The 26,390-nt window shown below is 32.9% G+C and carries 19 protein-coding genes and 1 tRNA gene; 6 read left to right on the forward strand and 14 right to left on the reverse strand.

Annotated elements, in window-relative coordinates; translation table 11 throughout:
* Window positions 1-112: 112 nt before the first annotated feature.
* The gene (locus tag ACIQZ1_RS00065; RefSeq protein ID WP_396157848.1) at window positions 113-505 is read left to right on the forward strand and encodes an SPOR domain-containing protein; all 393 of its coding nucleotides are present in this window, start codon (window positions 113-115) and stop codon (window positions 503-505) included.
* 51 nt (window positions 506-556) lie between these two features.
* A complete protein-coding gene (locus ACIQZ1_RS00070; RefSeq protein WP_396157850.1) occupies window positions 557-2,755 on the forward strand; it encodes a TonB-dependent receptor plug domain-containing protein in 2,199 nt (732 codons plus the stop codon).
* 73 nt (window positions 2,756-2,828) lie between these two features.
* Here the strand turns inward: ACIQZ1_RS00070 and ACIQZ1_RS00075 are convergent, their stop codons facing one another.
* The 11 genes from ACIQZ1_RS00075 to rimP all read right to left on the reverse strand — a co-directional run bounded on the left by ACIQZ1_RS00075 (window position 2,829) and on the right by rimP (window position 16,586).
* The gene (locus tag ACIQZ1_RS00075; RefSeq protein ID WP_396157853.1) at window positions 2,829-3,575 is read right to left on the reverse strand and encodes an Asp/Glu racemase; all 747 of its coding nucleotides are present in this window, start codon (window positions 3,573-3,575) and stop codon (window positions 2,829-2,831) included.
* Between the two features lie 69 nt (window positions 3,576-3,644).
* A complete protein-coding gene (locus ACIQZ1_RS00080) occupies window positions 3,645-4,553 on the reverse strand; it encodes a fumarylacetoacetate hydrolase family protein (RefSeq protein WP_396157855.1) in 909 nt (302 codons plus the stop codon).
* Between the two features lie 72 nt (window positions 4,554-4,625).
* Complete coding sequence (locus ACIQZ1_RS00085) at window positions 4,626-5,738, reverse strand: cupin domain-containing protein (RefSeq protein WP_396157857.1); 1,113 nt, start codon at window positions 5,736-5,738, stop codon at window positions 4,626-4,628.
* A 48-nt stretch (window positions 5,739-5,786) separates the two neighbouring features.
* Entirely contained in the window at window positions 5,787-6,767 is a 981-nt protein-coding gene (locus ACIQZ1_RS00090) for a carbon-nitrogen hydrolase family protein (RefSeq protein WP_396157859.1), read from the reverse strand.
* 63 nt (window positions 6,768-6,830) lie between these two features.
* Window positions 6,831-7,241 carry an acyl-CoA thioesterase gene (locus ACIQZ1_RS00095; protein ID WP_396157861.1) on the reverse strand — a complete coding sequence of 137 codons (411 nt, stop codon included), beginning with the start codon at window positions 7,239-7,241 and terminating at the stop codon, window positions 6,831-6,833.
* Between the two features lie 23 nt (window positions 7,242-7,264).
* Window positions 7,265-8,845 (reverse strand): AMP-binding protein, encoded by a 1,581-nt coding sequence (locus ACIQZ1_RS00100; RefSeq protein WP_396157863.1) that lies wholly within the window; start codon window positions 8,843-8,845, stop codon window positions 7,265-7,267.
* Between the two features lie 6 nt (window positions 8,846-8,851).
* Window positions 8,852-11,143: a bifunctional salicylyl-CoA 5-hydroxylase/oxidoreductase gene (locus tag ACIQZ1_RS00105; protein WP_396157865.1), complete on the reverse strand. Its 2,292-nt coding sequence runs from the start codon at window positions 11,141-11,143 to the stop codon at window positions 8,852-8,854.
* Window positions 11,144-11,182: 39 nt separating this feature from the next.
* The gene (locus ACIQZ1_RS00110) at window positions 11,183-11,785 is read right to left on the reverse strand and encodes a flavin reductase family protein (RefSeq protein WP_396157867.1); all 603 of its coding nucleotides are present in this window, start codon (window positions 11,783-11,785) and stop codon (window positions 11,183-11,185) included.
* Window positions 11,786-11,969: 184 nt separating this feature from the next.
* Window positions 11,970-14,810: a translation initiation factor IF-2 gene (gene infB / locus ACIQZ1_RS00115; protein WP_396157869.1), complete on the reverse strand. Its 2,841-nt coding sequence runs from the start codon at window positions 14,808-14,810 to the stop codon at window positions 11,970-11,972.
* A gap of 52 nt (window positions 14,811-14,862) precedes the next feature.
* On the reverse strand, window positions 14,863-16,104 hold the full coding sequence (nusA, locus tag ACIQZ1_RS00120) for a transcription termination factor NusA (RefSeq protein ID WP_396148008.1): 1,242 nt from the start codon (window positions 16,102-16,104) through the stop codon (window positions 14,863-14,865).
* Window positions 16,105-16,118: 14 nt separating this feature from the next.
* A complete protein-coding gene (rimP, locus tag ACIQZ1_RS00125) occupies window positions 16,119-16,586 on the reverse strand; it encodes a ribosome assembly cofactor RimP (RefSeq protein WP_396157873.1) in 468 nt (155 codons plus the stop codon).
* A gap of 178 nt (window positions 16,587-16,764) precedes the next feature.
* On the opposite strand from rimP, the gene ACIQZ1_RS00130 reads away from it, so the two are divergent.
* On the forward strand, window positions 16,765-17,589 hold the full coding sequence (locus ACIQZ1_RS00130) for a universal stress protein (protein ID WP_396157875.1): 825 nt from the start codon (window positions 16,765-16,767) through the stop codon (window positions 17,587-17,589).
* Between the two features lie 55 nt (window positions 17,590-17,644).
* On the opposite strand, the gene ACIQZ1_RS00135 is transcribed toward ACIQZ1_RS00130, so the two are convergent.
* Window positions 17,645-17,715 (reverse strand) — tRNA-Gln (locus tag ACIQZ1_RS00135).
* A 140-nt stretch (window positions 17,716-17,855) separates the two neighbouring features.
* Here ACIQZ1_RS00135 and ACIQZ1_RS00140 point away from each other — a divergent pair.
* Complete coding sequence (locus ACIQZ1_RS00140; RefSeq protein WP_396157877.1) at window positions 17,856-21,083, forward strand: protein O-mannosyl-transferase family; 3,228 nt, start codon at window positions 17,856-17,858, stop codon at window positions 21,081-21,083.
* Window positions 21,084-21,120: 37 nt separating this feature from the next.
* Window positions 21,121-21,750, forward strand: a complete 630-nt coding sequence (locus ACIQZ1_RS00145) for a polysaccharide deacetylase family protein (protein ID WP_396157879.1) — start codon at window positions 21,121-21,123, stop codon at window positions 21,748-21,750.
* Here the strand turns inward: ACIQZ1_RS00145 and ACIQZ1_RS00150 are convergent.
* Entirely contained in the window at window positions 21,747-22,043 is a 297-nt protein-coding gene (locus ACIQZ1_RS00150) for a co-chaperone YbbN (protein ID WP_291241685.1), read from the reverse strand. The genes ACIQZ1_RS00145 and ACIQZ1_RS00150 overlap by 4 nt on opposite strands.
* A 74-nt stretch (window positions 22,044-22,117) precedes the next feature.
* Entirely contained in the window at window positions 22,118-23,347 is a 1,230-nt protein-coding gene (locus ACIQZ1_RS00155; RefSeq protein WP_396157881.1) for a metallophosphoesterase, read from the reverse strand.
* Between the two features lie 124 nt (window positions 23,348-23,471).
* On the opposite strand from ACIQZ1_RS00155, the gene polA reads away from it, so the two are divergent.
* Window positions 23,472-26,306 carry a DNA polymerase I gene (gene polA, locus ACIQZ1_RS00160; protein ID WP_396157883.1) on the forward strand — a complete coding sequence of 945 codons (2,835 nt, stop codon included), beginning with the start codon at window positions 23,472-23,474 and terminating at the stop codon, window positions 26,304-26,306.
* The last annotated feature ends 84 nt before the right edge of the window (window positions 26,307-26,390 follow it).

Genomic DNA, 26,390 nt, shown 5'->3' on the forward strand with positions numbered 1-26,390 from the left:
TAATTATAAAAACCCTAAATTTATCTTAAAATGTAATTTATTTTAATTCTAAATAAGATAAAGGGCAATTATTTAATTCTAAGTAATAAATTTGCATTAAATATCATTCATTATGAAGACTTTAAAAAAAATTACTCCATTTTCAATCTTAATATTTACGATTTTGTTCTCACAAAATATTTTTTCACAAACTACGAAAACGATTATTGAACAAGATGAAAAAATCGAAAAATTGCTTCAAGAAAAAAGAAAAAACAATTCAGGCATTACAATAAATGACAAATTTAAAATTCAAATATTTTTTGGTAATATAGAAGAATCCAAAAAAACATTGCTTGCCTTTAAAAAAGAATTTTCTTTATTGGACGGAACTATTGTTTTTAGTAATCCGTCATACAAAGTTTGGGTGGGTAGCTTTAAAAGTAAAATTGAAGCCGAAAAGTCTTTAATTAATATTAAAAAGAGATATCCAAGTGCCGTAATAATTGAACCTAATAAAAAATAACGACAATCATATGGCATAATTTTTGATGTGTTATTTTTAAATAAATTTTTCATGTTAAAAAACTTCGCATTTTTTTTCTTTTTTCTGCTAACAAACTCACAATTATCTTTTAGTCAAGAAGTTACAGATACTATAAAAGCACAAAACATAGAAGAGATAAAAATCAATTCTAAGAAAATTACAATTGATAAAAATCAAACACCTTCACAAATTGAAATTTTTTCTAAAGAAAAAATAGAATTTCAAAACTTTCAAAGCACAGCCGATATGTTGGCAAACTCTGGTGCTTTATTTGTTCAAAAATCGCAGCAAGGCGGAGGAAGTCCGGTAATTAGAGGGTTTGAATCTAGCCGAATATTACTTTTAGTAGATGGTGTACGTATGAACAATCTAATTTTCAGATCAGGTCACTTACAAAATGTAATAACTGTAGATGAAAATTTCCTAGAAGCGGCTTTAGTACAATATGGTCCAACCTCATCATTATACGGAAGTGACGCGCTTGGAGGCTCGGTAAATATGATTACGAAAAATGCAAAATTTATTGAAGGTTTTACTGGAAATTTTAATACAAGATATTCTTCTGTAAACCAAGAAAAATCAGGATATTTTGACATTAATTACGGAGGCAAGAATTTTGCATCTTTAACTGCTTTTTCATATAATGACTTTGGTGATTTGAAAATGGGAAAATCTAAAAATCATAACGGCGATTTCTTTGGAGAAAGAACAAAATATGTTAAAACGATAAATGGAATTGATATTTTAACTCAAAATGACAATAAATATATACAAATTGGAAGTGCTTTTAAACAGTACAACTTCATGCAAAAATTAGTTTATACATCTAAAAGTGGGTTTATTCATAATGCCAATTTTCAATACTCAACATCTTCAAACATTAATAGATACGACAGATTAACCGATCCATCTTCTTCAGGTTTAAAAAGCGCCGAATGGTACTACGGCCCACAAAAAAGACTTTTAGGGGTGTACAGTTTAGAAAAAGAAAATGTATTCGCAAATACAGATTTTAAATTAGATGCGGGTTATCAAAATGTGGAAGAAAGCCGTGTAAATAGAAATTTTGGAAATTACAACCTACAAAATAGAATAGAAAATGTAAATATATATTCATTAGCTGCGAATTTTGAAACTAAATTAAAAAAAGGAAATATATATTATGGTATGGAAAATTACTATGATGATTTGAAATCAACCGCCTTTAAAAACAACATAAATACGGGCGTAGTAGTTCCATTAGACACAAGATATCCGAATGGAAAAAATAACATGATGCGAAATGATATTTATGTTTCTTATACTTCTAAAAGATATGTGGCTACTAATTTTTCTATGGGTGCAAGAGTTGGATATGCCACTCTAAATAGTACAATTGCTGATAATACAATAATGCCTTTACCTTTTAATGAAATAAAACAACAAAACTTTACCTATAGTGGAAACATAGGATTGGTACATAACGCTTCGGAAAATTTTATATTAAAAACCAATGTAAGCTCTGGTTTCAGAGTGCCAAATATTGATGATTTAGCAAAAATATTTGAATCTGGCGTTGGAACTTTAATTGTTCCTAATAAAGAGTTGAAACCAGAACAAACAATTACTGGAGATTTTGGATTTGTTTTAAAATCTAAATCGAACAAACATCAATTTGATGTTACTTATTTTTACACGCAATTATACGATGCTATTGTAACAGATAAATTTACTTTTAATGGGCAAAACACCTATGATTTTGGTGGTGGCGATGTAAGAAACGTAGTGGCCAATCAAAATTTAGGAAAAGCATTTGTAACTGGAGTCAACGGAAATATTAAAACAACTTTGGCTAAAAACGTGCAATTTAATGGTTCGTATAATATTACTTTAGGAAGAGTTACTACTGATGGAAACAAAAGACCTTTAGATCATATTCCGCCTTATTTTGGAAAATTAGGAATTAATTATGCGCCTAAGTGGGCCACTTTTGAAGCTTATATGTTGTTCAACGGAAAAAAACCGTTAAGTGATTATTCTACAAGTGGTGAAGACAATTTAAATTATGCACCAGCAAATGGTATGCCAGCGTGGGAGACGTATAATTTTAAAGCGGCAACGAAATCAATAGAAGGGTTTACTTTATTTACAGGAATAGAAAATATTTTAGATACGCAATATAGAAATTTTGCATCAGGGATTAATGCTGCAGGAAGAAATATATACGGCGGAGCAAAATATAGTTTTTAAAATATTCTATATAATATGCAAAATGCGTTCTGATTAATTTTCAGAACGCATTTTTTTATGATTTTGATTGAATTTAATATTTCCCGCTTAATAATTCACCACCAATAGCTGATTTAGCTTCGATTCCAATTTTTTTCATCATTTCATACGTGGTACAAACCGCAGCTGATGTTACTGGAATACCACATTCGGCTTGAATTAAATCGATGGCTTCCAACGATGGCATTTGCACACAAGCTGAAGCGACTAAAACATCGACATCTGTTAAATCCAATTGTTTATAGATTTCCAATAAATTCATTGGGTTTTGAGCTGCCACTTCTAAGTTGTCTGGAATTTCTAAAGCAATACTTTGTTTTACTTTGATGCCTTGATGTTCAATATAATCCACCACCATATCGGTTAATGGTCGCATATAAGGCGTAATAATCGAAATTTGTTTCGCACCCAAAACCTTTAATCCGTTAATTAATGCGCCTGCAGAAGTAACAATAGGCGTTGGAAAATCATTAGCCACTGTTTCTTGGTGCAAATTTACTTCCGACACACAATGATAACCACGTCCCATACTCATAATCGCCACCAAACAGGCATAACCCATAACATCTACGTGAGCATCTGATAATTCTTGAGCACATTTCAAACTCATCGCATCCATTGCTTCGAGTTCTTCTTTGGTTACTTTTTTCATTCGCATTCTACTGCTGTGAAACGTAAAACGCTCAGGTAAAATGGTTTCTCGTGAACGAAAAATGGCTGGTATTTCGGTTTCCATCGTTACGTTTGAAGATGGAACTATTTGTCCTATTCTGTATTTCATTTTTATATAGTTTACAGTCGCAGTCGCAGTTAACAGTTTGAATACTGAAAACTGAGACTGAAAACTTTTTTAAATTTCTTTAATCGTATTCACAATCGTTCCTATGCCTTCCACTGTAGCTTCTACCACATCACCATTATGCATCCATTCTTGTGGGTTTCTTCCTGCGCCAACACCTGCAGGAGTTCCTGTTGCGATGATGTCGCCTGGTTCTAAAGTAAACACGATACTTAAGTCTTCAATTAAATCATTGATGTTAAACAACATAAATTTTGTGTTGGAATTTTGTTTTTCAACTCCGTTTACTTTTAATGATAAATTCAAGTTGTGCGGGTTTTCAATTTCGTCTTTCGTAACTAAAAATGGTCCCATTGGTGCAAAAGTATCTTGTCCTTTAGATACAATCCATTGTCCTTCTCTACGACAATCGCGAGCAGAAATATCATTAATTACTGTGTAGCCAAACACATAATCCATCGCATTTTCTTTGGTTACATATTTCCCTTTTTTAGAAACAACAACTGCTAATTCACATTCCCAATCCAATTGTGAGGTTAATTTTGTGTTTTTTATTATTTCCGTATTTGTTCCTGTAACCGTTGTAGGTGGCTTTGAAAAAATAATTGGCTTCGTTGGTAATTTTCCTGTGGTATCTAATCCACGAGCACTTTCTGCCACGTGTTCGGTGTAATTTAATCCAATACCAATAATGTTTTTTCTTGGTTTTTCGATGGGCGCTAAAATCGTAACTTCGTTCATTTCATAAGCGATTTCTTCGAAGAAATTTTCTGGTGTTTCCGAAATTAATTCGCTTATTTCAGCAATAATTTCAAATCCCATATCAATTAAATCTAACATATCATTAGGTAATGGAAAATTAGATATTTCTCCAAAATCTTCCATGTCAATGACTTGATTGTTATGAAGGAAGCCCAAACGAGGCTCAGTGTCTTGTGTTTTGTAGGTAAGTAGTTTCATATTTTATTAAGTTTCAAAGTTGCTAAGTTACAAAGCAGCAAAGTTTTTTAATGATTTTTGAATTTGATATTGTTATTGAATTGGCTGATGTCCATTGTTTTCTTGCAATTCTCTTGATTGAAAAAGTCCTAAACTTTCAATTACAGGTAAATCGTTGAACTGAAATAAGCAAGCATCTTCGGTTTCAGAAAGGTTGTGATGTTCGTGCCAAGCCCAACTCGGAACACAGAAAATATCTCTTTCCTTCCAATCGAAACGTTGTCCGTTGATGATAGAAAAACCTTTTCCTTTTGCACATTGATATACGAAAGAACCTGTATGCTTGTGTGCTTTTCCTTTGAAACCAGCTGGTAATAATTGCATCGCGGCTCCCATCGTTTGCATCACGTGTCCGCCTGTTAACGGATTCGAATATTGCATAAAAATACCATCAAACGGATTAACATCGTTCACTTTTTGAGCTTTTAAAAGTGCTGGATACACATTTTTCCAGGAATATTTGAATAATGGCGAATAGGGTTTGTCCCACGTTTTATCAGCTGGAATTAATCCTGCACAGCCATAGACAATAGGTGAATAATTTAAAGGCTTCACCAAAGGCTGCTTGCCATCATAAACGGCATAATCATTAGCCTCTAAAGCATTTACTAAAGGAATATCTAAACCATCTTGCCAAATACAGGTTTTCCCGCCTTCTTCCACGCCGTGTTCGTGCCAAGTGGAATTAGGTGTAATAACAAAATCATTCACTTCAAGCATAATTTTATTACCATCCACAACAGTATAGCCTTTTTCGCCTTCCATAATAAATCGCAATGCCGATGCCTTATGACGGTGCGCAGAAGTACTTTCGCCTGGACGCGTAACTTGAATTCCAGTGTACAACCAACCCACGGCTGCCGAAACGTCCTTACGTTTGTCGTTTACCAAATATACGACACGTCTTCCAGCTTGTTCAGGTGTTACTAAGTCGGAAGATTTTAAAACTAAATCGCGTAAATCATCATATTTCCATAGCATGGGTACGGATGACGAACGCGGTTCCCAAGGTTCTATGTCATTTGCTACTGTCCATAAAGCACCCGCACCTAATGTTTCCAATTCTTTGTAATAGGCAACTAATTCTGGTGAATCTTGTACTCTTGCACGACCGATTTGGTCATCTGAAAAGTTGTTTTCTTCCATAATTTTTATTTTAAATTGTTGACTTCGAATGCCTCAGTCAACAATTATTTATCGTTTATTAAATTCTTCGTGATTGTCAATAAATGTGATTTTTCGTGTGGGAGCGGTGTTCACTCTCAAATCGAAAATATCAAATCGGTTGTAATGGCCTAAAATATCGTGCATTTGTTTCGGTTGGATGCATTTTTCCAAATCAATTTCAGCATATACTATTCCTTCTTCATCAATTAAAGGTGAACCGATTACAGCACCATTTGGACCTATAAATCCAGAAAATGCTGAGCTTTTTCGATCTAATAATTCATCTACATTCGGCACATCGGCACGTAAGGCATCTTTTATTTCTTGAGAAACTGTTGAACACGAAACAATTGTAAATAATTTACCTTCAAAAGAATGCGCGGCAGCACGAATTTTTATCGCTTCAGCCATATCATAATCTGGTGGCGCAACGGGTAATGAAATATAGTTGGCAATGTGAATCAATTCGCCTTGCGAAAGTAGCGTAAAACGGGCTAATGTATTGGTATTTTCGCCACACGCTAAGGTTCCGATAGGACCTATTTCAGTATTATATACCTTCAAGGAAGAACCATCACCAGAAGTCCAAGTCAACTTTTCAGCCCATGTTGGCACTAACTTTCTATGCTTTCCAATGATAACGCCTTTATTATCAATGATTAAATTGGTATTGTAAATTTCGCCATAGCTTTTGCCTCGTTCGTTGATTCCCATCACGATATGCATATCATTTTCTTTAGCAGCCAAGCATAATTTCTTGATTTCAGGTCCAGAAATATCTACCGAATTTTTATATAATTCTTCGTACCATTTACTCCCTTGAACAGGCGTCATAATCCAATTCCAATAAGGATATCCAGAAATAAATACTTCAGGAAAAGCAATAAGTTTTGCTTGGTTTGAGGCCGCTTCTTTAATAAAAGAAATCGCTTTATCAACTGTTCTTTCTACATTTAGAAATACTGGTGACGTTTGAACAGTAGCGGCTTTGAATTTTTTGAATTCCATAGTTATATTGTTACACAAAGTTTCACTAAGTTTTCACAGAGTTTCGCTAAGTTTTTATGAATTTTAATATTTTTTGATTTTTTCTTTCATTTCTTCTGAAAAAGGTTCTGCTTTGATGCCGTTTCTTTCTGGGTTGAAAGCTACATTTACTAAGGTAACTTCGCCTTCTAAAACTATACTATTGCTTTCGTTTTCAAACTCAAATCCACAAAGAATAGACGAGTTTTTTAACTCTTTTACCCAAAGTTTTTTAGTTAAGATTTCGCCTAAACGTGCCGCATTTTTGAATTGAATTTTTAAATCAACTGTTGGAATACCATTGGTTTCGTGCATTTTTGAAAAAGGTCGGTCTAAAGCTTCTTCAAACCAATCTTCAACTAAACCGTTGAGCATTTCTAAAAATCTCGGATAGAAAACTATTCCGGCATAATCAATATGTTGAAAACGAACTTTTTCTTGTTTTATAAATTGCATATTTCTGTTATTTTAAACACTAATTATTTTAACTTAAATCGTTGAATTTTCCCTGTCTCTGTTTTTGGCAAACAATCCACAAAATGGATTACTCTTGGATATTTATAAGGTGCTGCCGTGTTTTTAAACCAATTTTGAATCTGAATTTTTAAGGCCTCATCTGCCGTTGCTTGCTCTTTTAAAACAATATGTGCACAAACCAACATGCCTCGTTCTTCATCGGGTAAACCCACAACGGCACATTCTAAAATATTTTCATGAGTTAAAAGTACGGATTCTACTTCAATTGCCGCAATATTATAACCAGAAGAAATAATCATATCATCGCCACGAGCCACAAAATGAAAATACCCTTCTTCATCTTGACGGAAAATATCGCCTGTGATGTTCCAGCCGTTTTCAACGTATTCCTTTTGTTTTTCTTCTCGATTCAAATATTTACAACCTGTTATTCCTCGCACCGCCAATCTTCCAGCTTCATTTCTTGGTAATTCGTTGCCTTGTTGGTCAATAATTTTTGCTTCGTAACCCGTTATGGCTTTTCCAGTTGCGCCAGGTTTGATATTCTCTTCATTGGACGAAATAAAAATATGTAGCATTTCGGTAGCGCCAATGCCATCAATAATTTTTAGCCCTGTGGCATCATACCAATCTTGCCAAACTTTTAACGGTAATGTTTCACCTGCCGAAACACATTTTCTTAAACTCGAAATATCGTAATCTTGAATTTTTGTTGTAATAACACGCCAAGCGGTTGGAGCGGTAAAACAAATCGTGATTTTATACTCTTGAATGGCTTGTAACAAGACGTCTGGACTTGGCTTTTCGATTAAAAAAGTGGAAGCACCAAAATACATGGGAAACAACACCAATCCGCCTAAACCAAAAGTAAAACCAATAGGCGGACTTCCTATAAAAATATCAGTTGAAGTAGGTTGCAACGAATAGTTTGGAAATGCTTCACAAATATTTAAAATATCTTTGTGATAATGTGCGGTCATTTTTGGTAAACCAGTGGTTCCCGAAGTAAATCCAATCAAAGCCACATCTTCTGATTTTGACGGATAATTGTCGAATGTTTTTGGTTTGGATGCCATTAAATTTTCTAAATCAGAATTTCTGTAAAAACTTACTTTTTTTAGAAAATTTGATTGTACTAAATTCATTTCTTCAGCTAAATCGCTGTCGCAAAAGGCTTGAGAAATTTCAGCACAATCAATAATAGTGGATAGTTCTTTTGCTCGTAGAAGCGGCATAGTTGCCACTACAATTCCTCCTGCTTTTAAAACGGCAAACCAACACGCGACCATCATTGGGTTATTCGCCGAACGTAATAACACGCGATTTCCGGATTGTAAGCCCAAATCTTCGACTAAAACATGCGCAATTTGATTGGCTTTTTCATACAAATCTTGATACGTCCAGGTTTCCTCAAAGGTTCGAATGCAAATGGTATTTCCTCGACCTTCTTTGATGTGAAAATCTAATAGTTTTTCGACGCAATTCAATAGTTCAGGTTGTTGGAATTGTGGTAAATCCAAAAAGGTATATTCTGGTTGAAATTCCAGATTAGGTAAATTTATTTGAGTAAAATTATCCTTCATTATTTATTACTTCTTGTTACTCTTCGGTTTCAATGCTTTTTTCATGCCTTCTGCTTGTTTTCTTTCGGCAGCTTTTAATGGATACAAATGTGAAATGCCCATTTTATAGGAATTTGGAATATCTGTTGCTTGAAATTGTTCATACGCTTGCGCATTTCTTACAAAATTAGCATCTAATAACAAAGGTCTTCCAAGTGCTACTAAATCGGCTCTTCCGTTTAAAATAATCGTATTAATTTGATCAATATCTTGAATATATCCGGCTGTTATTGTTGGAATATGTACCGTATTTCGTACAGTATCTGAAAATGGCGTTTGCCACATTCTGCCAGTTTGTGGTTTTTGGTCAGCAACCGTATTTCCTGTGGAAACATTAATAATATCGGCACCAGCTTTTTTAAACGCTTCTGAAATTACCAAAACATCTTGCTCTGAAATTCCGTTTTCTGCCCAATCGGTTGCCGATATTCTTACAGAGATTGGCATTTCTTTTGGAAATACTTCACGAATGGCTGTAAAAACTTCTAGTGGATATTTCAAACGATTTTGAACACTTCCGCCAAATTCATCGGTGCGAATATTAGTTAACGGTGACAAAAAAGATGCTAATAAAAAGCCGTGATGTGCTTGTAATTCAATCATATCAAAACCAGCTTCATTAGCATTTTTTGAGGCTTGCACAAATTGATTTTTAACCAATTGCATATCTGCTAAAGTCATCTCTTTCGGACAAGATGAATTTTCATTAAACGAAATGGCAGAAGCCGAAAGCAACTCCCATTTTTTACCCTGAAATTGTTCATCCCAAGGAATTTTTGAACAACCTTTTCTTCCTGAATATCCTAATTGAATTCCGATTTTAGTTTGGGTATATTTATGAATAAAATCAGTAATTCGTTTCCAAGCGTTTACTTGATTTTCGGTGTAAATACCTGCGCAACCTTCTGTAATTCTTCCTGTGTCAGAAACAGCTGTCATCTCGGTAAGAATTAATCCTAAACCGCCGACTGCTCTTGATGTATAATGCTGAAAATGCCAATCGTTTACCAATCCGTTTTCGGCTACATATTGCCCCATTGACGACATTACGATACGGTTTTGCAATTCTAAATCTCTTAATTTGAAACTTGAAAATGCAGTCGATTGATTTTTGATATTGACATTGCAATTGTCATTAAACTCAACCAAAACCTTATCGGTAAAAGAACTATCTCTTAATCGTAAATTTTCATACGTTACTTTTTTGGAACGCGTCATGCAACCAAAGGCGAATTGCTGAAACGAATGTTGCATGTGACGATCCATATTTTCAAACCAATCTAATGAAACGATGGCGGCATACTGAATCATTTCAACCGTATTTCTTCGGGTTTTATCGTATTGGGCAAAAGCGGCTTGTACATCATTTGGGTTAGCAATCACCGCGTCGGATAATCCAATAGCGCTATCCATGGCTAATTTTGTTCCCGAACCAATAGAATAGTGGGCTGTAGCTTTGGCATCGCCTAATAAAACAATGTTATTATGATACCAATTTTTGTTGGTAACATGCGGAAACTGACGCCAATGTGATTTATTTGAAATCAAGGGATGTCCATCTAATTCATCTTTGAAGATTTCGGCAATTTTTGCCATAGTATCGGCTTCGTTGGTAACTTCAAAACCATGTTTTTGCCAAGTTTCATCGCTACATTCAAAAATCCAAGTACTCATGCCTTCTTCGTATTGATACGAATGCGCTACAATGGTTCCATGAGGTGTACTTCTGAAAAAATAGGTAAAAGCATCAAGCGGTTTTGTAGAGCCTAACCACACAAAGCGGTTCTTTTTTAATTCGATTTTTGTTCCAAATTCCTTTTGATATTGAGTACGAATGGTACTTGAAATTCCGTCTGTTGCCAGAATAATATCGGAATCTGCAAATTGTGATAGGTCCTCTACATTCTGTTCGAAATGCAAATTCACACCTTCTTCTACACAACGTTGTTGCAGTAATTGAAGTAGTGTTTTTCTGGAACAACCGCAAAAACCATTTCCAGCAATAGTCACGGATTCAGCATCTCTCGCAATAATAATATCATCCCAGTAGGCAAATTTACTTCGGATTAATTCATACGATTTCATGTCGCGTTTTAAGAATTCGCCTAAGGTTTCATCTGAAAACACTACCCCGAAACCAAAACTATCATCGGGTTTGTTTCTTTCGTAAATATCGATTTCGCAATGTGGCATTGCTTTTTTGGTTAATATCGAAAAGTAAAGTCCGCCTGGACCACCACCTATAACTGTTATTTTCATATTTTATGGATAATTAACAATGGATAATTGATAATTAATTTATCTTTTAATTGAGAATATTTCTCCTAATTTACTATAATTTGAACCTGCTAAACGTGCGACAGGTTTGTATTTTTCTAAATCTATTTTATGGTTTTCCATCAAAATGGAATCATCTATATGCATGGTAATAATTTTTCCAATGATAATACAAGCGCCTCCATTTTGATGCTTTTCGATAAAATAATGATGTACCATTTCGCACTCAAATTGCACCAAACTTTCTTTTACTCGTTTTGGTTTGATGTAAATGGATTCTATTGGAGTTACGTTTGCCAATTCAAATTCATTGATATCAGCCGCAACGGATTGTGAAGTAGTATTCATTTGATCTACAACATCTTCCGTAACTAAATTGACTACAAATTGCTGATTGGCGAGAATATTATTTAATGTGTCTTTATTTTTATTACCCGTTCGAACCGTTGAAAACATAATATGAGGCGGGTCTTCGCTAACGACATTAAAAAAGGAAAACGGAGCCAAATTATCAATTCCATTATCATCGATAGTGGCTACCCAAGCGATAGGTCTTGGAATGACAGTTCCTGTCAATAATTTATATAAAGCCGAAGATTCGGTGTTTTGAATGTCGAATTGCATTTGAAGTATTTTAGTATCTTCAAAAATAAGTTAAAAAAAACAAATTATTATATTTTTTTACGTTTAATATATAAAGATTTTCTACTAATTTATGTTCTATTTTTTCATTTAAAATAAGAAGTGAAAAAATAATAGAACAAAAAAAATCCCAATTTTCATTGGGATTTTATATTTTAAAGAAATTTTATTTTAATTTCTTTTTGATTTCAATTTCGTGGAAACTTTCAATAATATCGTATTCCTTAATATCATTGTAACCTTTAATTTGCATACCACAATCGTATCCTTTAGACACTTCTTTTACGTCGTCTTTGAAACGTTTTAAAGCCACTAATTCACCTGTAAAAATAACAACACCTTCTCTAATTAATCGGATTCTGTTGCTGCGGATTACTTTACCATCTGTAATCATACATCCAGCAATTGTCCCAACTTTAGAAACTTTAAACAATTCTCTAATTTCAGCGGTTCCGGTAATTTCTTCTTTCAATTCTGGAGAAAGCATACCTTCCATTGCATCTTTTAAATCGTCGATTGCAGCGTAAATAATAGAATAATTACGGATATCAATTTCTTCTTTATCTGCTAAAGCTTTTGCATTTCCTGCAGGACGAACGTTAAATCCGATAATAATCGCATCAGAAGCAGAAGCTAATAATACGTCAGATTCTGTAATTGCTCCCACTCCTTTATGAATGATGTTAATTTGAATTTCTTCTGTAGATAATTTAGAGAATGAATCAGAAAGTGCTTCTACAGAACCATCCACGTCTCCTTTAAGGATAATGTTTAATTCTTTAAATTGTCCTAAAGCAATACGACGTCCAATTTCTGAAAGTGTAATATGCTTTTGTGTACGAACCGATTGCTCACGAGCTAATTGTGCACGTTTTGTTGCAATTTGTTTTGCTTCTCTTTCGTCTTCATACACATTAAACTTGTCTCCTGCTGTTGGCGCTCCGTCTAAACCTAAAACAGAAACTGGTGTTGAAGGTCCTGCAATTTTTACATTGTTTCCTCTTTCATCAAACATGGCACGAATTTTACCATGATTTTTACCAGCCAACATGTAGTCACCAATTTTTAATGTTCCTGCTTGTACTAATATTGTAGAAACGTAACCACGACCTTTGTCTAATTGTGCTTCTACTACAGTTCCTTGTGCAGGTTTATTTGGATTTGCTTTTAGTTCAAGAACCTCAGCTTCTAATAATACTTTTTCTAATAATTCAGGAATTCCTTGTCCGAATTTTGCAGAGATATCATGTGATTGGTATTTTCCACCCCAATCTTCTACAAGTAAATTCATACCTGCTAATTGTTCTTTAATTTTTTCAGGATTCGCATTTGGTTTATCCACTTTATTGATTGCAAAAATCATTGGAACACCTGCTGCTTGTGCGTGAGAAATTGCCTCTTTTGTTTGAGGCATGATATCATCGTCAGCCGCTACTACAATAATTGCAATATCGGTAACTTGAGCTCCACGAGCACGCATCGCAGTAAAGGCTTCGTGACCAGGAGTATCAAGGAATGCGATTTTTTGACCACCATCTAAAGTTACTCCGTAGGCACCAATATGCTGCGTAATTCCTCCAGATTCTCCAGCAATAACGTTTGCTTTACGAATGTAATCTAGTAACGATGTTTTACCATGATCGACGTGACCCATAACGGTAACAATTGGTGCTCTGAATTCTAATTCTTCTTCAGTGTCTTCAATAATTACTGCATTTTCTTCAATATCGGTTGTGATAAATTGCATTTCGTAACCAAATTCATCTGCAACTATAGTCAAAGTTTCAGCATCTAAACGTTGGTTCATGGTTACCATAATCCCAAGAGACATACACGTTCCGATTACTTTTGTAATTGGCACATCCATCATAGTTGCAATTTCACCAACCGTAACAAATTCTGTTACTTTAAGGATTTTGCTTTCTAAATCTTGTTGTGCTAAATCGTCATCAGTACGTTGACGGTGTGTATCTCTTTTATCTCTTCTATATTTTGCCGCTTTAGATTTATTACCTTTCCCTTGTAATCTTTCTAAAGTTTCTTTAATTTGATTTTTTACTTCTTCCTCCGTTGGCTCAACTTTTACAATTGGTGTTGATTTGTTAAAACCTGGTTTTTTAAAACCTCCACCACCTTGTCCACCTTGTCCGCCTTGGTAGGGTCTTTTTACAAAACCACCTTGACCTCCACCTTGTGTATTTCCTGTAGTACCACCTGTGTTTGGCGTTCCTGGCTTAACAATTCTTTTTCTTTTATTAGCTGCTGAACCTGGAGTTCCTGGAGTTCCTGGAGTTCCTGGTTTACTTACAGCAGCACCTGGAGTTCCTGGTTTTTTTATTTCTTCTTTCTTTTTCTTAGGTTTATTAAATTGAGATAAATCAATTGTTTGACCCGTGAAAGTAGCTCCTGAAAGTTTGGTGTATTGAGTATCTAAACGAACTTCAATAGGTGTGCCATCCACATTAAATTCTTGTGGTTGAACTGAGGGATCTTCTGTTTTAGCTTTTGTTTTTTCAACAGCTTTTTTTGTAGTTTCTGCAGGTTTGTCTGAAGTATTTTCTGCAACAACTGTTTTTTCTTTTGAAACAACATTATTTTCTTTAGCTGCAGTAGGTTTATCCGCTTTAGTTGCTTCTTGTTTTTTTGGATTTAAATCAATTTTTCCTAAAGAAACTGGAGCGGTAACAACTGCTTTTGCTTTTATTATTTCTTGTTTTTGTCTTTCCTCATCTGCAAGACGTTTTATTTCGAGTTCTTTTTCGATTTCACGTTTTAGTGCTTCTTTTTCTTTTTTCTTTTCTTCGCCAACTTCTTTCGAAGCTACTTTATTCCCTTTATCGGCCGAAAAAATATCGCACAAGACGTCGAATTCCAATTGAGAAACTTTTGCATTGGGACTGTGCTCAATGGTATGACCCTTCTCTTTTAAGGTGTCAACAGCTCTATCAAGTGAAATGTTGAATTCTTTTAAAACTTTACTTATTCGTATTACTCTTTCTTCAGACATATTTGTTTTTTGCTTAATTTTCTTTGTGATTGTGATGCTAAATTATTATGAATTAGCTATCTAATTCTTGTTTTAGGATATTGATAACATCTAAAATGGTTTCTTCTTCTAAATCTGTTCTTCTAACTAAATCTGCAACATCTTTATCGATAATACTTCTAGCGGTATCTAAACCAATTTTTTCGAATTCTTCAATAATCCATTCTTCAATTTCATCACTAAATTCTCTTAATTCCACATCATCTTCTTCTTGAACAATTCCTTCGCGAATTACATCTAATTCGTATCCAGTTAATTGACTTGCTAATTTAATGTTTTGTCCGTTTCTACCAATGGCTTTTGAAACTTCTTCAATTTTTAAGAAAACTTCTGCTTTTTTATTTTCTTCATCAATTTTTACTGTAGAAACTTTTGCTGGGCTAAGCGCTCTTGTAATAAATAATTGTGTGTTTTGTGTGTAATTAATTACATCAATGTTTTCGTTTCCTAGTTCACGAACAATTCCGTGAATACGAGATCCTTTCATACCTACACAAGCACCAACTGGGTCAATTCTATCATCATAAGAATCAACAGCAACTTTTGCTTTTTCACCAGGAATTCTAACTACTTTTTTAATGGTAATTAAACCATCAAAAACTTCAGGAATTTCTTGTTCGAATAATTTCTCTAAGAAACTAGGTGCTGTTCTTGACATTATAATTTGAGGTTTATTACCTTTAAGCTCAACGCTTTCGATAATACCTCTTACATTTTCTCCTTTTTTAAAGAAATCGTTAGGAATTTGTTTTTCTTTAGGTAAGATAATTTCGTTACCATCATCATCCATTAATACTACCATTTTAGGTCGTACATGGTGTACTTCGGCAGTATAAATATCGCCAATTAAATCTTTAAATTGTTTGTAAAGATTCGTATTATCGTGTTCATGAATTTTTGAAATCAAATTTTGGCGTAAGGCTAAAATAGCTCTTCTACCTAAATCGATTAATTTTACTTCTTCAGATACTTCTTCTCCAATTTCAAAATCAGGTTCGATTTTTCTGGCTTCTGTTAATGTAATTTCTTCGTTTTCAAGATCTAAATCTTCATCAGCTACAACTACACGGTTTCTCCAAATTTCCATATCTCCTTTATCTGGATTTATGATAATATCGAAATTGTCATCTGAACCATATTTCTTTTTCAACGCATTTCTAAACACATCTTCCAAAATAGCCATAAGGGTTACTCTGTCGATTAGTTTGTCGTCTTTAAATTCTGAAAATGAATCTATTAATGCAATATTCTCCATGGTATGCTTTATTTTTAAAATGATATTATTACTACTGCTTCTTTTATGTCTGAATAAGGAATTGTAATTGTTTTTTGAACGGTTACTTTTCCTTTACCTATTTCTTTTGGTTCTCTTGCACTCCAAGATAATGTAGCTGTTTGTTCATCTGCATCAGATAATGTAGCCTCAAAATCGCCTTGAGAAATGGTTTTTACTTTTACTGTTCTTCCTATATTTTTTTTATATTGTCTAACTAATTTTAAAGGCGAAGATACACCTGCCGAGGCAACCTCAATAGAATATTCTACCTCTTCTACTTCTAAACCGCTATCTAAAAACTTATTTACATTGATACAATCTTGTAAATTTACACCAGAATCGCCATCTAAAATCACGGAAATTTTATTTGATTCTGAGAAATCTAAATCTATCAGAAACAATTGTGTGTTCTCTTCTAACGCTTTGTCAAGCAAGTTTTTTACTTTTTCTTTAAATGTCATCTTTATAAAAAGAGGCACGCAATGCGTGCCTCATTATTTGGTTGTTTACTAAATAACTTGGCAAATATACAACATTTTTTTTTAAATGTACAAATATTTCATTTTTCCGAAAAAGTTAAACAATTCAAAAAAAAATCGTAACTTTATACTATAATAAATAGTAATTAAATTTAAACAAATGAAAACAATTTTAGTCCCTACCGATTTTTCAAAACATGCCGAAAATGCTTTAAAAGTTGCTGCGCAAATTGCCAAAAAAAATAATGGCGAAATAATTTTATTACATATGCTAGAATTATCAAGTTCAGGAAATGACGCACTTAATACTTCGCATGAAATACCTGAATTAATGTTCTTTAAAAATGCAGCTGTAGCCAAATTAGAAGAATTAGAAAACGCAAGTTTTTTAGATGATATTAAAGTTTCGAGTATCGTGCAGTTTAATATGGCTTTTGAAGGAATTATTGAAAACGGAAAAAAACATCATGCTGATTTAGTAGTTATGGGCTCTCACGGTGCTAGCGGATTTCACGAAATGTTTGTAGGCTCAAATGCAGAAAAAGTAGTTAGAAATTCAGAAATTCCAGTATTAGTTATTAAAAAAGAAGATGCGGATTTTAAAGTTGACACACTTACATTTGCTTCTAATTTTTCAGATGAAATTAAAAAACCTTTTGAAAAAGTAGTTGATTTTGCTAAATATTTTGGCGCTCATATTAATTTATTACATGTAATTACTCCAAATAATTTCAGTACAACAAGAGCTTCTGAAGAAAAAGTAAAAAACTTTATTGAAGAATTTCACTTTTCTGATTATTCAACTCACATTTATAATGACATTAATGTGGAAAAAGGAATTTTACATTTTGCAAAAGATTCAAATTCTGATATTATAGCCGTTTGTACGCATGGGAGAAAAGGAATTTCTCACTTTTTAAACGGAAGTATTTCGGAGGATTTAGTAAACCACGCAAAAAGACCTGTTATTGCATTTAAAATATAAGTAATTTTATATAATAGAAATAAAAAAATCCCGCTTTTTCAAACGGGATTTTTTGTTGGTTCACAAGGACTCGAACCTTGAATGACTGCACCAAAAACAGTAGTGTTACCATTACACCATGAACCAATTATTTTGCAATTGCGAGTGCAAATGTAATATATATTTTATACTCTGCAAATAATTTTTAAATAATTTTTAAGAAAAAATAAATTGGTAATCTCTCCAATAAATAGTTTCTTTGTAATCTAAATTAATTTAGCATATTTATGACTTTATTTAATTACAGCAAATGGAACACCTACATGGGTTGGTTTGCTTTTATAATTGCATTAGTTACCTATACTTTAACAGTAGAACCAACAATGAGTTTTTGGGATTGTGGCGAATATATTGCCACAGCTGCCAAATTAGAAGTTGGACATCCGCCAGGAGCGCCATTATATCAAATGATAGGTGCGTTTTTTGCCATGTTTGCCACAGATAATAGTCAAATTGCTTTGATGGTTAATATGGTATCTGTGTTTTCAAGTGCTTTTACCATTTTATTTATGTTTTGGTCTGCATCTAAAATTATACGAAAAATTGTTGTCGCAACCTCTGAATGGAACAATGAAACTTCAAAACTTACACTTGGTGCATCATTAATTGCTGCCTTATCCTATACATTTACAGATAGTTTTTGGTTTAATGCAGTAGAAGCTGAAGTATATTCTATGGCTTCTTTGTTTATTGCTTTATTATTTTGGTTGGGATTAAAATGGGAAGAAGAGCTGGAAACAGAAAGAGGAAATAAATGGGTAATTTTAATTTCATTGGTTATTGGACTTTCTTTTGGGGTTCACTTTTTGGCCTTATTAGCTTTACCATCAATTGGAATGTTATATTTCTTTAAAACTCAAAAAAATATTACAGTTAAAAACTTTATTATTGCCAATGTAGTAATAGTAGCGATTTTGATGTTTATTTTTAAATTTCTATTACCTTACACGTTATCGTTTTTTGCAAAAACAGAAATTTTCGCGGTAAATTCAATGGGATTGCCTTTTAATTCTGGAACTATTATTGCCTTTTTACTAATTGTAGCTGGTTTTTATTTTGGTTTAACATATACTAAGAAAAAAGAATTAGTAAAGTTTAATACACTATTATTAAGTATACTATTTATTTTAATTGGATTTTCAACATGGATAATGCTTCCAGTTAGAGCGAATTCAAATATTAACATAAACGAGAACAAACCAAGTGACGCTGCCGAAGTTTTAGCGTATTACAATAGAGAACAATACGGAGAAACAAAATTGTTTTATGGTCCTCAGTATTCCAATGCTTATGCTGGAGCTGATGAAGAAAACCCGTATTCTGATGATAAGCCAAACTACGAAAGAGACGAGAAAACAGGTAAATATATTATTACCAATAATTATAAAAACGCCAATCATAATCCAAACTCAAAACACAATGCGTTTTTACCAAGACTTTGGAGTGAAGAACACGCCAAAAACTACATGACTTTTACCAAACCGCTTGAATTTAGTGTAAATCATGAAGCGTTTTATGATGAAGAAACTGGCGAAACGGATGAAGATAAATTAGGACAGTTTACCGAAATTGTTTCTGATTTTAGAAGTCAATTTGCATCGAACAAACTTGGATTAGACGAATACGAGGAATTTTTAAAAACCTATGGCGATTATTTAACGATTGAAAAACCTTCGTTTTCAGACAATATGAAATTTATGTTTGAATACCAATTTGGCTATATGTATTTCCGATATTTAATGTGGAATTTCGTTGGAAGACAAAATGATTTACAAGGAAATTATGAAAGTTTAGAAGGAAATTGGTTAAGCGGAATAAGCTTTATTGATAACTTACATTTAGACAATCAAAGTGAATTAACTACCGATATGAAAAACAATAAAGGTAGAAATACGTATTTCTTTTTACCTTTCATATTAGCTATTATCGGAATGGTGTATCATGCACAAAAAGAATGGAAATCGTTTTATGTTTTATTACTATTATATTTATTCACTGGTTTAGTGTTGAAAATTTACTTAAACGAAAGACCTTTCGAACCAAGAGAAAGAGATTATGCTTTAGTAGGTTCGTTTTATATTTTTGCGATGTGGATTGGCGTAGGAATTTATGCCATTTATCAATATATTTTAAAATATGTATCGCCTAAAGTAGCCCTTCCAGCCGTATTAGCCACTACTTTGTTAGCTTCACCAGTACTTTTGGCATCAGAAAACTGGGATGACCATGATAGAAGCGGAAAATACACTGCTGTAGCGATGGCAAAAGCCTATTTAGATTCCTGTGAACCCAATGCTATATTATTTACAATTGGCGATAATGACACCTTTCCAATGTGGTATTTGCAAGAAATTGAAGGATACAGAACGGATGTTAGAATTGTAAACACCAGTTTGTTAGCAACAGATTGGTATATTGATGAGATGAAGGTAAAATCGAATAAATCAGATGCAGTGCCTATTTCGTTTACACATGATCAATATGTTGGAGACAAAAGAAATTACTGTTTATTTGACGAAAGAACAACCGATACATTAGATTTAGGTTTAACTTTAGATTTCTTAAAAGACGATCGTTCTAAAAGAGAAATGAAAAATGGTCAATTCGTGCATTTTTATCCAAGCGAACATTTAAAAGTTAAAATTGACAAGCAAAACATTATCAAAAATAAAGTTGTAGATAAAAAATATTACGATTCTATTGTACCACAAATTAATTTAAAATTAAAAGGCGGTGCCATTTACAAAAACAGAATTTTAATGTTAGATATTTTTAACGAAAACAACTGGAAACGACCTATATATTTCTCTCCAGGAAGTTTTGGTGCCGACGATTATATTTGGATGAAAGAATACCTACAGTTAGATGGTATGGTTTACAAATTAGTTCCAGTAAGAACCAAACTAAAAGAAGGAAATTCTTACGATATGGGTTATATTGATACTGAAAAAACCTTCAAAATCATCAACCGATGGACTTGGGGTAATGCGGGAAGCGATAAAATTTATCACGATCCAGAAACGCGCAAAAATGCCTTATCTTACAGAAACAATCTTTCTCGATTAATGACCGCATTAATTGAAGAAAAGAAATTTGATAAAGCAGAAAAAGTAATTAAAATTGCTATGAAAAACATGCCAATTGATTACTTTGAATATTATTCTACTGTTGAACCGTTTGCAGAAGGATATTATAAAATTGGTAAAATAGAAGAAGCGAGAAAAATCTTAAATCAACTGATTAAAAAATATCAAGAAAAAATAACTTTCTTTCATTCGCAATCTGAAAAACAGAAAGCGTTTTATCGCATGGAAATTTATAGAGAAATTGAAATTTATCGTTCGTTATTATTATTAGCTCAGGAAAATGGAGATTTAGAGTTTTATAATTTACAACGCGTGAAATTCAATAACTTCAATAACATGATGGGCGAATATAAAAGAGAAATTGAATAAAAAAATACATAAGCCATTCCTTTGAATGGCTTTTTTTATGATAAAAGTTCCTAAAATAATAAAGCTCTTATTTTTTAATCAGGTTTGGAATATTCCGAATACTGAAAATAGTATTTATTTAACTTTTGATGACGGACCAACGCCAGAAATCACGGAAAGAGTTTTAGAAATTTTAGACAATCATCACATCAAAGCTACCTTTTTTTGCATTGGGGATAACGTAAGAAAACACCCAGAAATTGTTCAGAAAATTATTTCTAAACAGCATTCTGTAGGAAATCATACCTATAGCCATTTAAAGGGCTGGAAAACAAAAACAAAAACATACATAAGTAATACAGAAGCTTGCGAAATCAAATTGAACTCGTTATTCAAAATTCGAAATTCGAAATTATTTCGTCCGCCTTATGGTAAAATTACTCCGTGGCAATCCTACAAGCTTAGAAAGTTAGGTTATAAAATAATTATGTGGGATGTATTAAGTAAAGATTATGACGCAAGTATTTCAGCAGAAAAATGTTATGAAAATGTAATAAAAAATGTTTCTTCTGGAAGTATTATTGTGTTTCACGATAGCAATAAGGCAAAAGAAAATATTCTCAATAGCTTAGAAAAAGCCATTGAAACATTAAAAAATAAAGGTTTTAATTTTGAAAAAATCGCCTAAGCTTGTTCTTGAATAAGAGAAATTAAAGTATTGGCATCAAATTCACCACTTTGTCTCCAAACCATTTGACCATCTTTGTAAATCATAAAAGTTGGTAGACCTTTAATACGAAGTGCTTCCGCTAATTCTTTGTTTTTATCTACATCAATTTTAATCACTTTTGCTTTGTCGCCTAAGGCAGCCGCAACGTGACGAATTGTTTCATTCATAATAATAGACTGTTCGTGCCATTCCGTAAAAAAATCAATTAATACTGGCACTTGTGCATCTATAAGTTCTCCAAATTTCGACATAGACCGAATTGTTTATTAAACAAATGTATATATTTTTTTAATATATCAAACAAAAAACCACATTTTTTAAGCAATTACGCCTCTTTTTTGGTTTTTTTTAACTCAATTACGGTAATTTCGGGCATAATTCCTACTCTACCTGGATAAGCGTGAAAGCCAAATCCTCTATTTACGTAAATATATCTTCCAGCATTTTCATACAAACCTGCCCATTGTTTGTATACATACTGCACAGGACTCCATTTGAACCAACCCGGAATTTCAATTCCAAATTGCAATCCATGCGTATGACCTGATAAGGTTAAATGATAATGAGTCTCGTGATTTTTTATTTCATTTTCCCAATGACTTGGATCGTGACTCATCAATATTTTAAAGTCTTCTGGATTAACACCTGATGTAGCCTTTTTTAAATCGCCTTTTTTGCCAAAATGTACGCCCCAATTTTCTACACCAACCAAAACAATTTCGGAAGAACCTTTTTTTAACTTTACATTTTCATTCATTAACAAGGTAAAATCTAATTTTTTATGAATGCTTTTTACATCTTCAAAATTTTGAATTTCTTCTTTTTCCGAATCCCAATCGAAATACTTCCCATAATCATGATTTCCTAAAATGGAAAATTTACCTAACTTAGGTTGATACAATCCTTTAAACGTATCAATCCACGGATCCATTTCTTTGGCGTGCGTATTTACGATATCACCTGTAAACAATAATAAATCTGAATTTTGTTGGTTAATTAAATCTACCGCGTATTTGATTTTATCTGTATTTTCATCAAAACTACCGCTATGAATATCTGAAATTTGAGTAATTGTCATACCATCAAATTCTTCTGGTAAATCGTCGAAAAAGATTTTTTGTCGGAGTACTTTAAAATTATATTTCCCAATGGTCATCCCGTAAAGTAAAGACGCAAAAGGAATAGTCGCAATACCCAAGGCAATCTGACTTACAAAACGTCTTCTTGGACTAAAAAATTGTTCTCTATTTTCATCAACAAAACTCATAATCGAGGCTTCTACCAAGCGTGACAAGTCTTCTATAAATAAAATTAAAAAAACTAAAATTTTAGGCACATAAATAAGTAATGTCAACCCAATTACAAGTAAACTTGATTTATTTTGACCTTTACCTCTATCAAAATTCATAAATGAATACACGATAAAAAGCATCAAAACGATAGAAATGACTAAATAAATCAATAAAACCCACTTGTTTTTGGTTATGGTTTTAATTGCTTGAAACGAATAGAATTCAACAATTAACAGTATAATCAACGGTATTAAACCTTTCATATTTGTAAAATTTTTACAAAGTAACTAACAAGTTCACAATTAACATAAATATTTATTGAAATTTAACAAAGATTTTTTATTTAAAGTATTGTATTTTTACAAACGAATAGATAAAAATCGATTTATGTCACAAAAACGCTTATTTCTTTTAGACGCTTATGCATTAATTTTTCGAGGCTACTATGCTTTTATAAAAAACCCAAGAATCAATTCTAAAGGTATGGATACTTCTGCCATTATGGGATTTATGAATGCCTTAATGGATGTAATTAAACGTGAAAAACCAGATCATTTAGCGGTTGCTTTTGATAAAGGCGGTAGTACGTTTCGTTTGGAAATGTTTGAACAATATAAAGCCAACCGAGATGCTACACCTGAAGCTATAAAAATTGCGGTGCCATACATTCAAGATTTATTGCGCGCTATGCACATTCCAATTATAGAAGTTGCTGGTTTTGAAGCCGATGATTTAATTGGAACGATTGCCAAACAAGCTGAAAAAGAAAATTACAAAGTCTTTATGGTTACACCAGATAAAGATTTTGCACAATTGGTTTCGGAAAACATTTTTATGTATCGTCCTGCCAGAATGGGGAATGATATTGAAATTTGGGGAATTCCAGAAGTTCAAGCAAAATTTGAAGTAGATCATCCACTGCAAGTTATAGATTATCTTGGAATGATGGGCGATGCCGTAGATAATATTCCTGGTTTACCAGGAGTTGGAGAAAAAACAGCAAAAAAATTATTGGCCGAATTTGGTTCAATGGAGAACCTTTTAGACAATACAGACAAATTAAAAGGTGCTTTAAAAGACAAAATTGAAGCCAATAAAGCACAAGGAATTTTATCTAAAAAATTAGCTACGATTTTATTAGATTGCCCAGTAACTTTTAATGAAAAAGATTACGAATTATCTACACCAGATGTTGAAAAAACAGATGCTTTATTTATGGAATTAGAATTCCGACAAATGAAAGCGCAATTCGATAAATTATACAATCCAGCGGCGAATGCTGAAGTAACAAATTCTGAGATTCCAGTTTTAAAGAAAGCACCAGTTAAGAAAACTACAGATGAACAATATGATTTATTTGGTTTTTCCGATGCTGATGATGCAGCCGAAAAGCACACATCGTATTATGCTACTTTAGAAAATACGGAACATTTTTATCAAAACGTTCAGGGCGATTTACCTACAAAAATGTTCATACAAAATTTATTGAATCAAACTTCCGTTTGTTTTGATACAGAAACCACAGGTTTAGATGCTTTAAATTCAGAATTAGTAGGTTTGGCCTTTTCTTGGGAAAAAGGAAAAGGATTTTATGTGCCGTTTCCAGAAAACAGAGAAGAAGCTCAGGCTTTAATTGATAAATTCAAGCCGTTTTTCGAAAATGAAACTATTGAAAAAGTAGGGCAAAATATTAAATACGATTTAAAAATTCTTTCACAATACGGAATTGAAGTTAAAGGAAATTTATTCGATACGATGATTGCGCATTATTTGATTAATCCAGATATGCGTCATAATATGGATGTATTGAGTGAAACCTATTTGAAATATTCGCCAAAATCTATTACCGAATTAATTGGTAAAAAAGGGAAGAATCAGGGCAATATGCGCGATATTCCTTTGGATGATATTAAAGAATATGCCGTAGAAGATGCTGATGTTACTATTCAATTAAAAAATCACTTTTTACCTATTTTAGAAAAAGTGGGTACGAAAAAATTATATGATGAAATTGAAATTCCATTAGTGCCTGTTTTAGCCGATATGGAAAAAGAAGGTATTAATTTGGATGTCGATTTCTTGCAAAAAATGTCCGTTGAAATGACGGCTGAAAGTAAAGCTTTAGAACAAAAAATATACGAAACTGCTGGCGAAACTTTCAATTTAGCGTCTCCTAAACAATTAGGTGACGTTTTATTTGAAAAAATGAAAATTGGCGGAGCAAAACAGAAGAAAACAAAAACGGGTCAATATGCCACGGGTGAAGAAATATTAAGTTATTTAGCCCACGACAATCCGATTGTAAAAGACATTTTAGAATGGCGTCAAATGGTAAAATTACAAAGTACTTATATAGATGCATTACCGAATCAAGTGGATTCAAAAACAGGGCGTGTTCATACCGATTACATGCAAACTGTTGCTGCAACAGGCCGTTTGAGCTCAAATAATCCGAATTTACAGAATATCCCTATTCGTACCGAAAGAGGAAGACAAATTAGAAAAGCATTTATTGCCAGAGATGAAAATTACACCTTAGTTTCTGCCGATTATTCTCAAATTGAATTGCGAATTATAGCGGCTTTATGTGGTGAAGAAAATATGATTGCTGCGTTTAAAAACAACGAAGACATTCATAAAAGTACAGCGGCTAAAGTGTTTAACATTCCTTTAGAAGAAGTAACAAAAGAGCAAAGAAGTCACGCCAAAACCGTCAACTTTGGAATTGTGTATGGTGTTTCAGCTTTCGGATTGAGCAATCAAACCAATTTATCACGTAAAGAAAGTGCTGAGTTGATTGATGCCTATTACAAAACCTATCCGAAATTAAAATCATTTATTTCTGATCAAGTAGATTTTGCCAGAGAAAACGGTTATGTAGAAACCATTTCAGGAAGAAGACGTTATTTAAAAGATATAAATTCTGCAAATGCAATCGTTCGGGGTGGCGCGGAAAGAAATGCCGTAAATGCTCCGATTCAAGGTTCAGCCGCAGATATTATTAAAATTGCGATGATTAACATCCATAAAAAACTTAAATCGGAAAATTGGCAATCCAAAATGTTATTGCAAGTTCACGATGAATTGGTTTTTGATGTACATAACAGCGAATTAGAAAAAATTCAACCCATGATTAAACACGAAATGGAAAATGCCTTTAAAATGATTGTTCCTTTAGAAGTGGAAATTGGTAGTGGTAAAAACTGGTTGGAAGCACATTAGAATAGTGTTCAGTGATCAGTTTTTAGTGTTCAGTTTTTAGTATTCAGTTTTTAGTATTCAGTTAATTTATAAAAAAATGCCTTC

Origin of the sequence: Flavobacterium sp. (assembly GCF_044341185.1) — a bacterium.
Classification (GTDB): Bacteria; Bacteroidota; Bacteroidia; order Flavobacteriales; family Flavobacteriaceae; genus Flavobacterium.

Excerpts from the sequence above, each read along its gene's own strand:
- ACIQZ1_RS00065 (WP_396157848.1), top strand. The coding sequence starts at position 113 with ATGAAGACTTTAAAAAAAATTACTCCATTTTCAATCTTAATATTTACG.
- ACIQZ1_RS00070 (WP_396157850.1), top strand. The coding sequence starts at position 557 with ATGTTAAAAAACTTCGCATTTTTTTTCTTTTTTCTGCTAACAAACTCA.
- ACIQZ1_RS00075 (WP_396157853.1), bottom strand. The coding sequence starts at position 3,575 with ATGAAATACAGAATAGGACAAATAGTTCCATCTTCAAACGTAACGATG.
- ACIQZ1_RS00080 (WP_396157855.1), bottom strand. The coding sequence starts at position 4,553 with ATGAAACTACTTACCTACAAAACACAAGACACTGAGCCTCGTTTGGGC.
- ACIQZ1_RS00085 (WP_396157857.1), bottom strand. The coding sequence starts at position 5,738 with ATGGAAGAAAACAACTTTTCAGATGACCAAATCGGTCGTGCAAGAGTA.
- ACIQZ1_RS00090 (WP_396157859.1), bottom strand. The coding sequence starts at position 6,767 with ATGGAATTCAAAAAATTCAAAGCCGCTACTGTTCAAACGTCACCAGTA.
- ACIQZ1_RS00095 (WP_396157861.1), bottom strand. The coding sequence starts at position 7,241 with ATGCAATTTATAAAACAAGAAAAAGTTCGTTTTCAACATATTGATTAT.
- ACIQZ1_RS00100 (WP_396157863.1), bottom strand. The coding sequence starts at position 8,845 with ATGAAGGATAATTTTACTCAAATAAATTTACCTAATCTGGAATTTCAA.
- ACIQZ1_RS00105 (WP_396157865.1), bottom strand. The coding sequence starts at position 11,143 with ATGAAAATAACAGTTATAGGTGGTGGTCCAGGCGGACTTTACTTTTCG.
- ACIQZ1_RS00110 (WP_396157867.1), bottom strand. The coding sequence starts at position 11,785 with ATGCAATTCGACATTCAAAACACCGAATCTTCGGCTTTATATAAATTA.
- infB (WP_396157869.1), bottom strand. The coding sequence starts at position 14,810 with ATGTCTGAAGAAAGAGTAATACGAATAAGTAAAGTTTTAAAAGAATTC.
- nusA (WP_396148008.1), bottom strand. The coding sequence starts at position 16,104 with ATGGAGAATATTGCATTAATAGATTCATTTTCAGAATTTAAAGACGAC.
- rimP (WP_396157873.1), bottom strand. The coding sequence starts at position 16,586 with ATGACATTTAAAGAAAAAGTAAAAAACTTGCTTGACAAAGCGTTAGAA.
- ACIQZ1_RS00130 (WP_396157875.1), top strand. The coding sequence starts at position 16,765 with ATGAAAACAATTTTAGTCCCTACCGATTTTTCAAAACATGCCGAAAAT.
- ACIQZ1_RS00140 (WP_396157877.1), top strand. The coding sequence starts at position 17,856 with ATGACTTTATTTAATTACAGCAAATGGAACACCTACATGGGTTGGTTT.
- ACIQZ1_RS00145 (WP_396157879.1), top strand. The coding sequence starts at position 21,121 with ATGATAAAAGTTCCTAAAATAATAAAGCTCTTATTTTTTAATCAGGTT.
- ACIQZ1_RS00150 (WP_291241685.1), bottom strand. The coding sequence starts at position 22,043 with ATGTCGAAATTTGGAGAACTTATAGATGCACAAGTGCCAGTATTAATT.
- ACIQZ1_RS00155 (WP_396157881.1), bottom strand. The coding sequence starts at position 23,347 with ATGAAAGGTTTAATACCGTTGATTATACTGTTAATTGTTGAATTCTAT.
- polA (WP_396157883.1), top strand. The coding sequence starts at position 23,472 with ATGTCACAAAAACGCTTATTTCTTTTAGACGCTTATGCATTAATTTTT.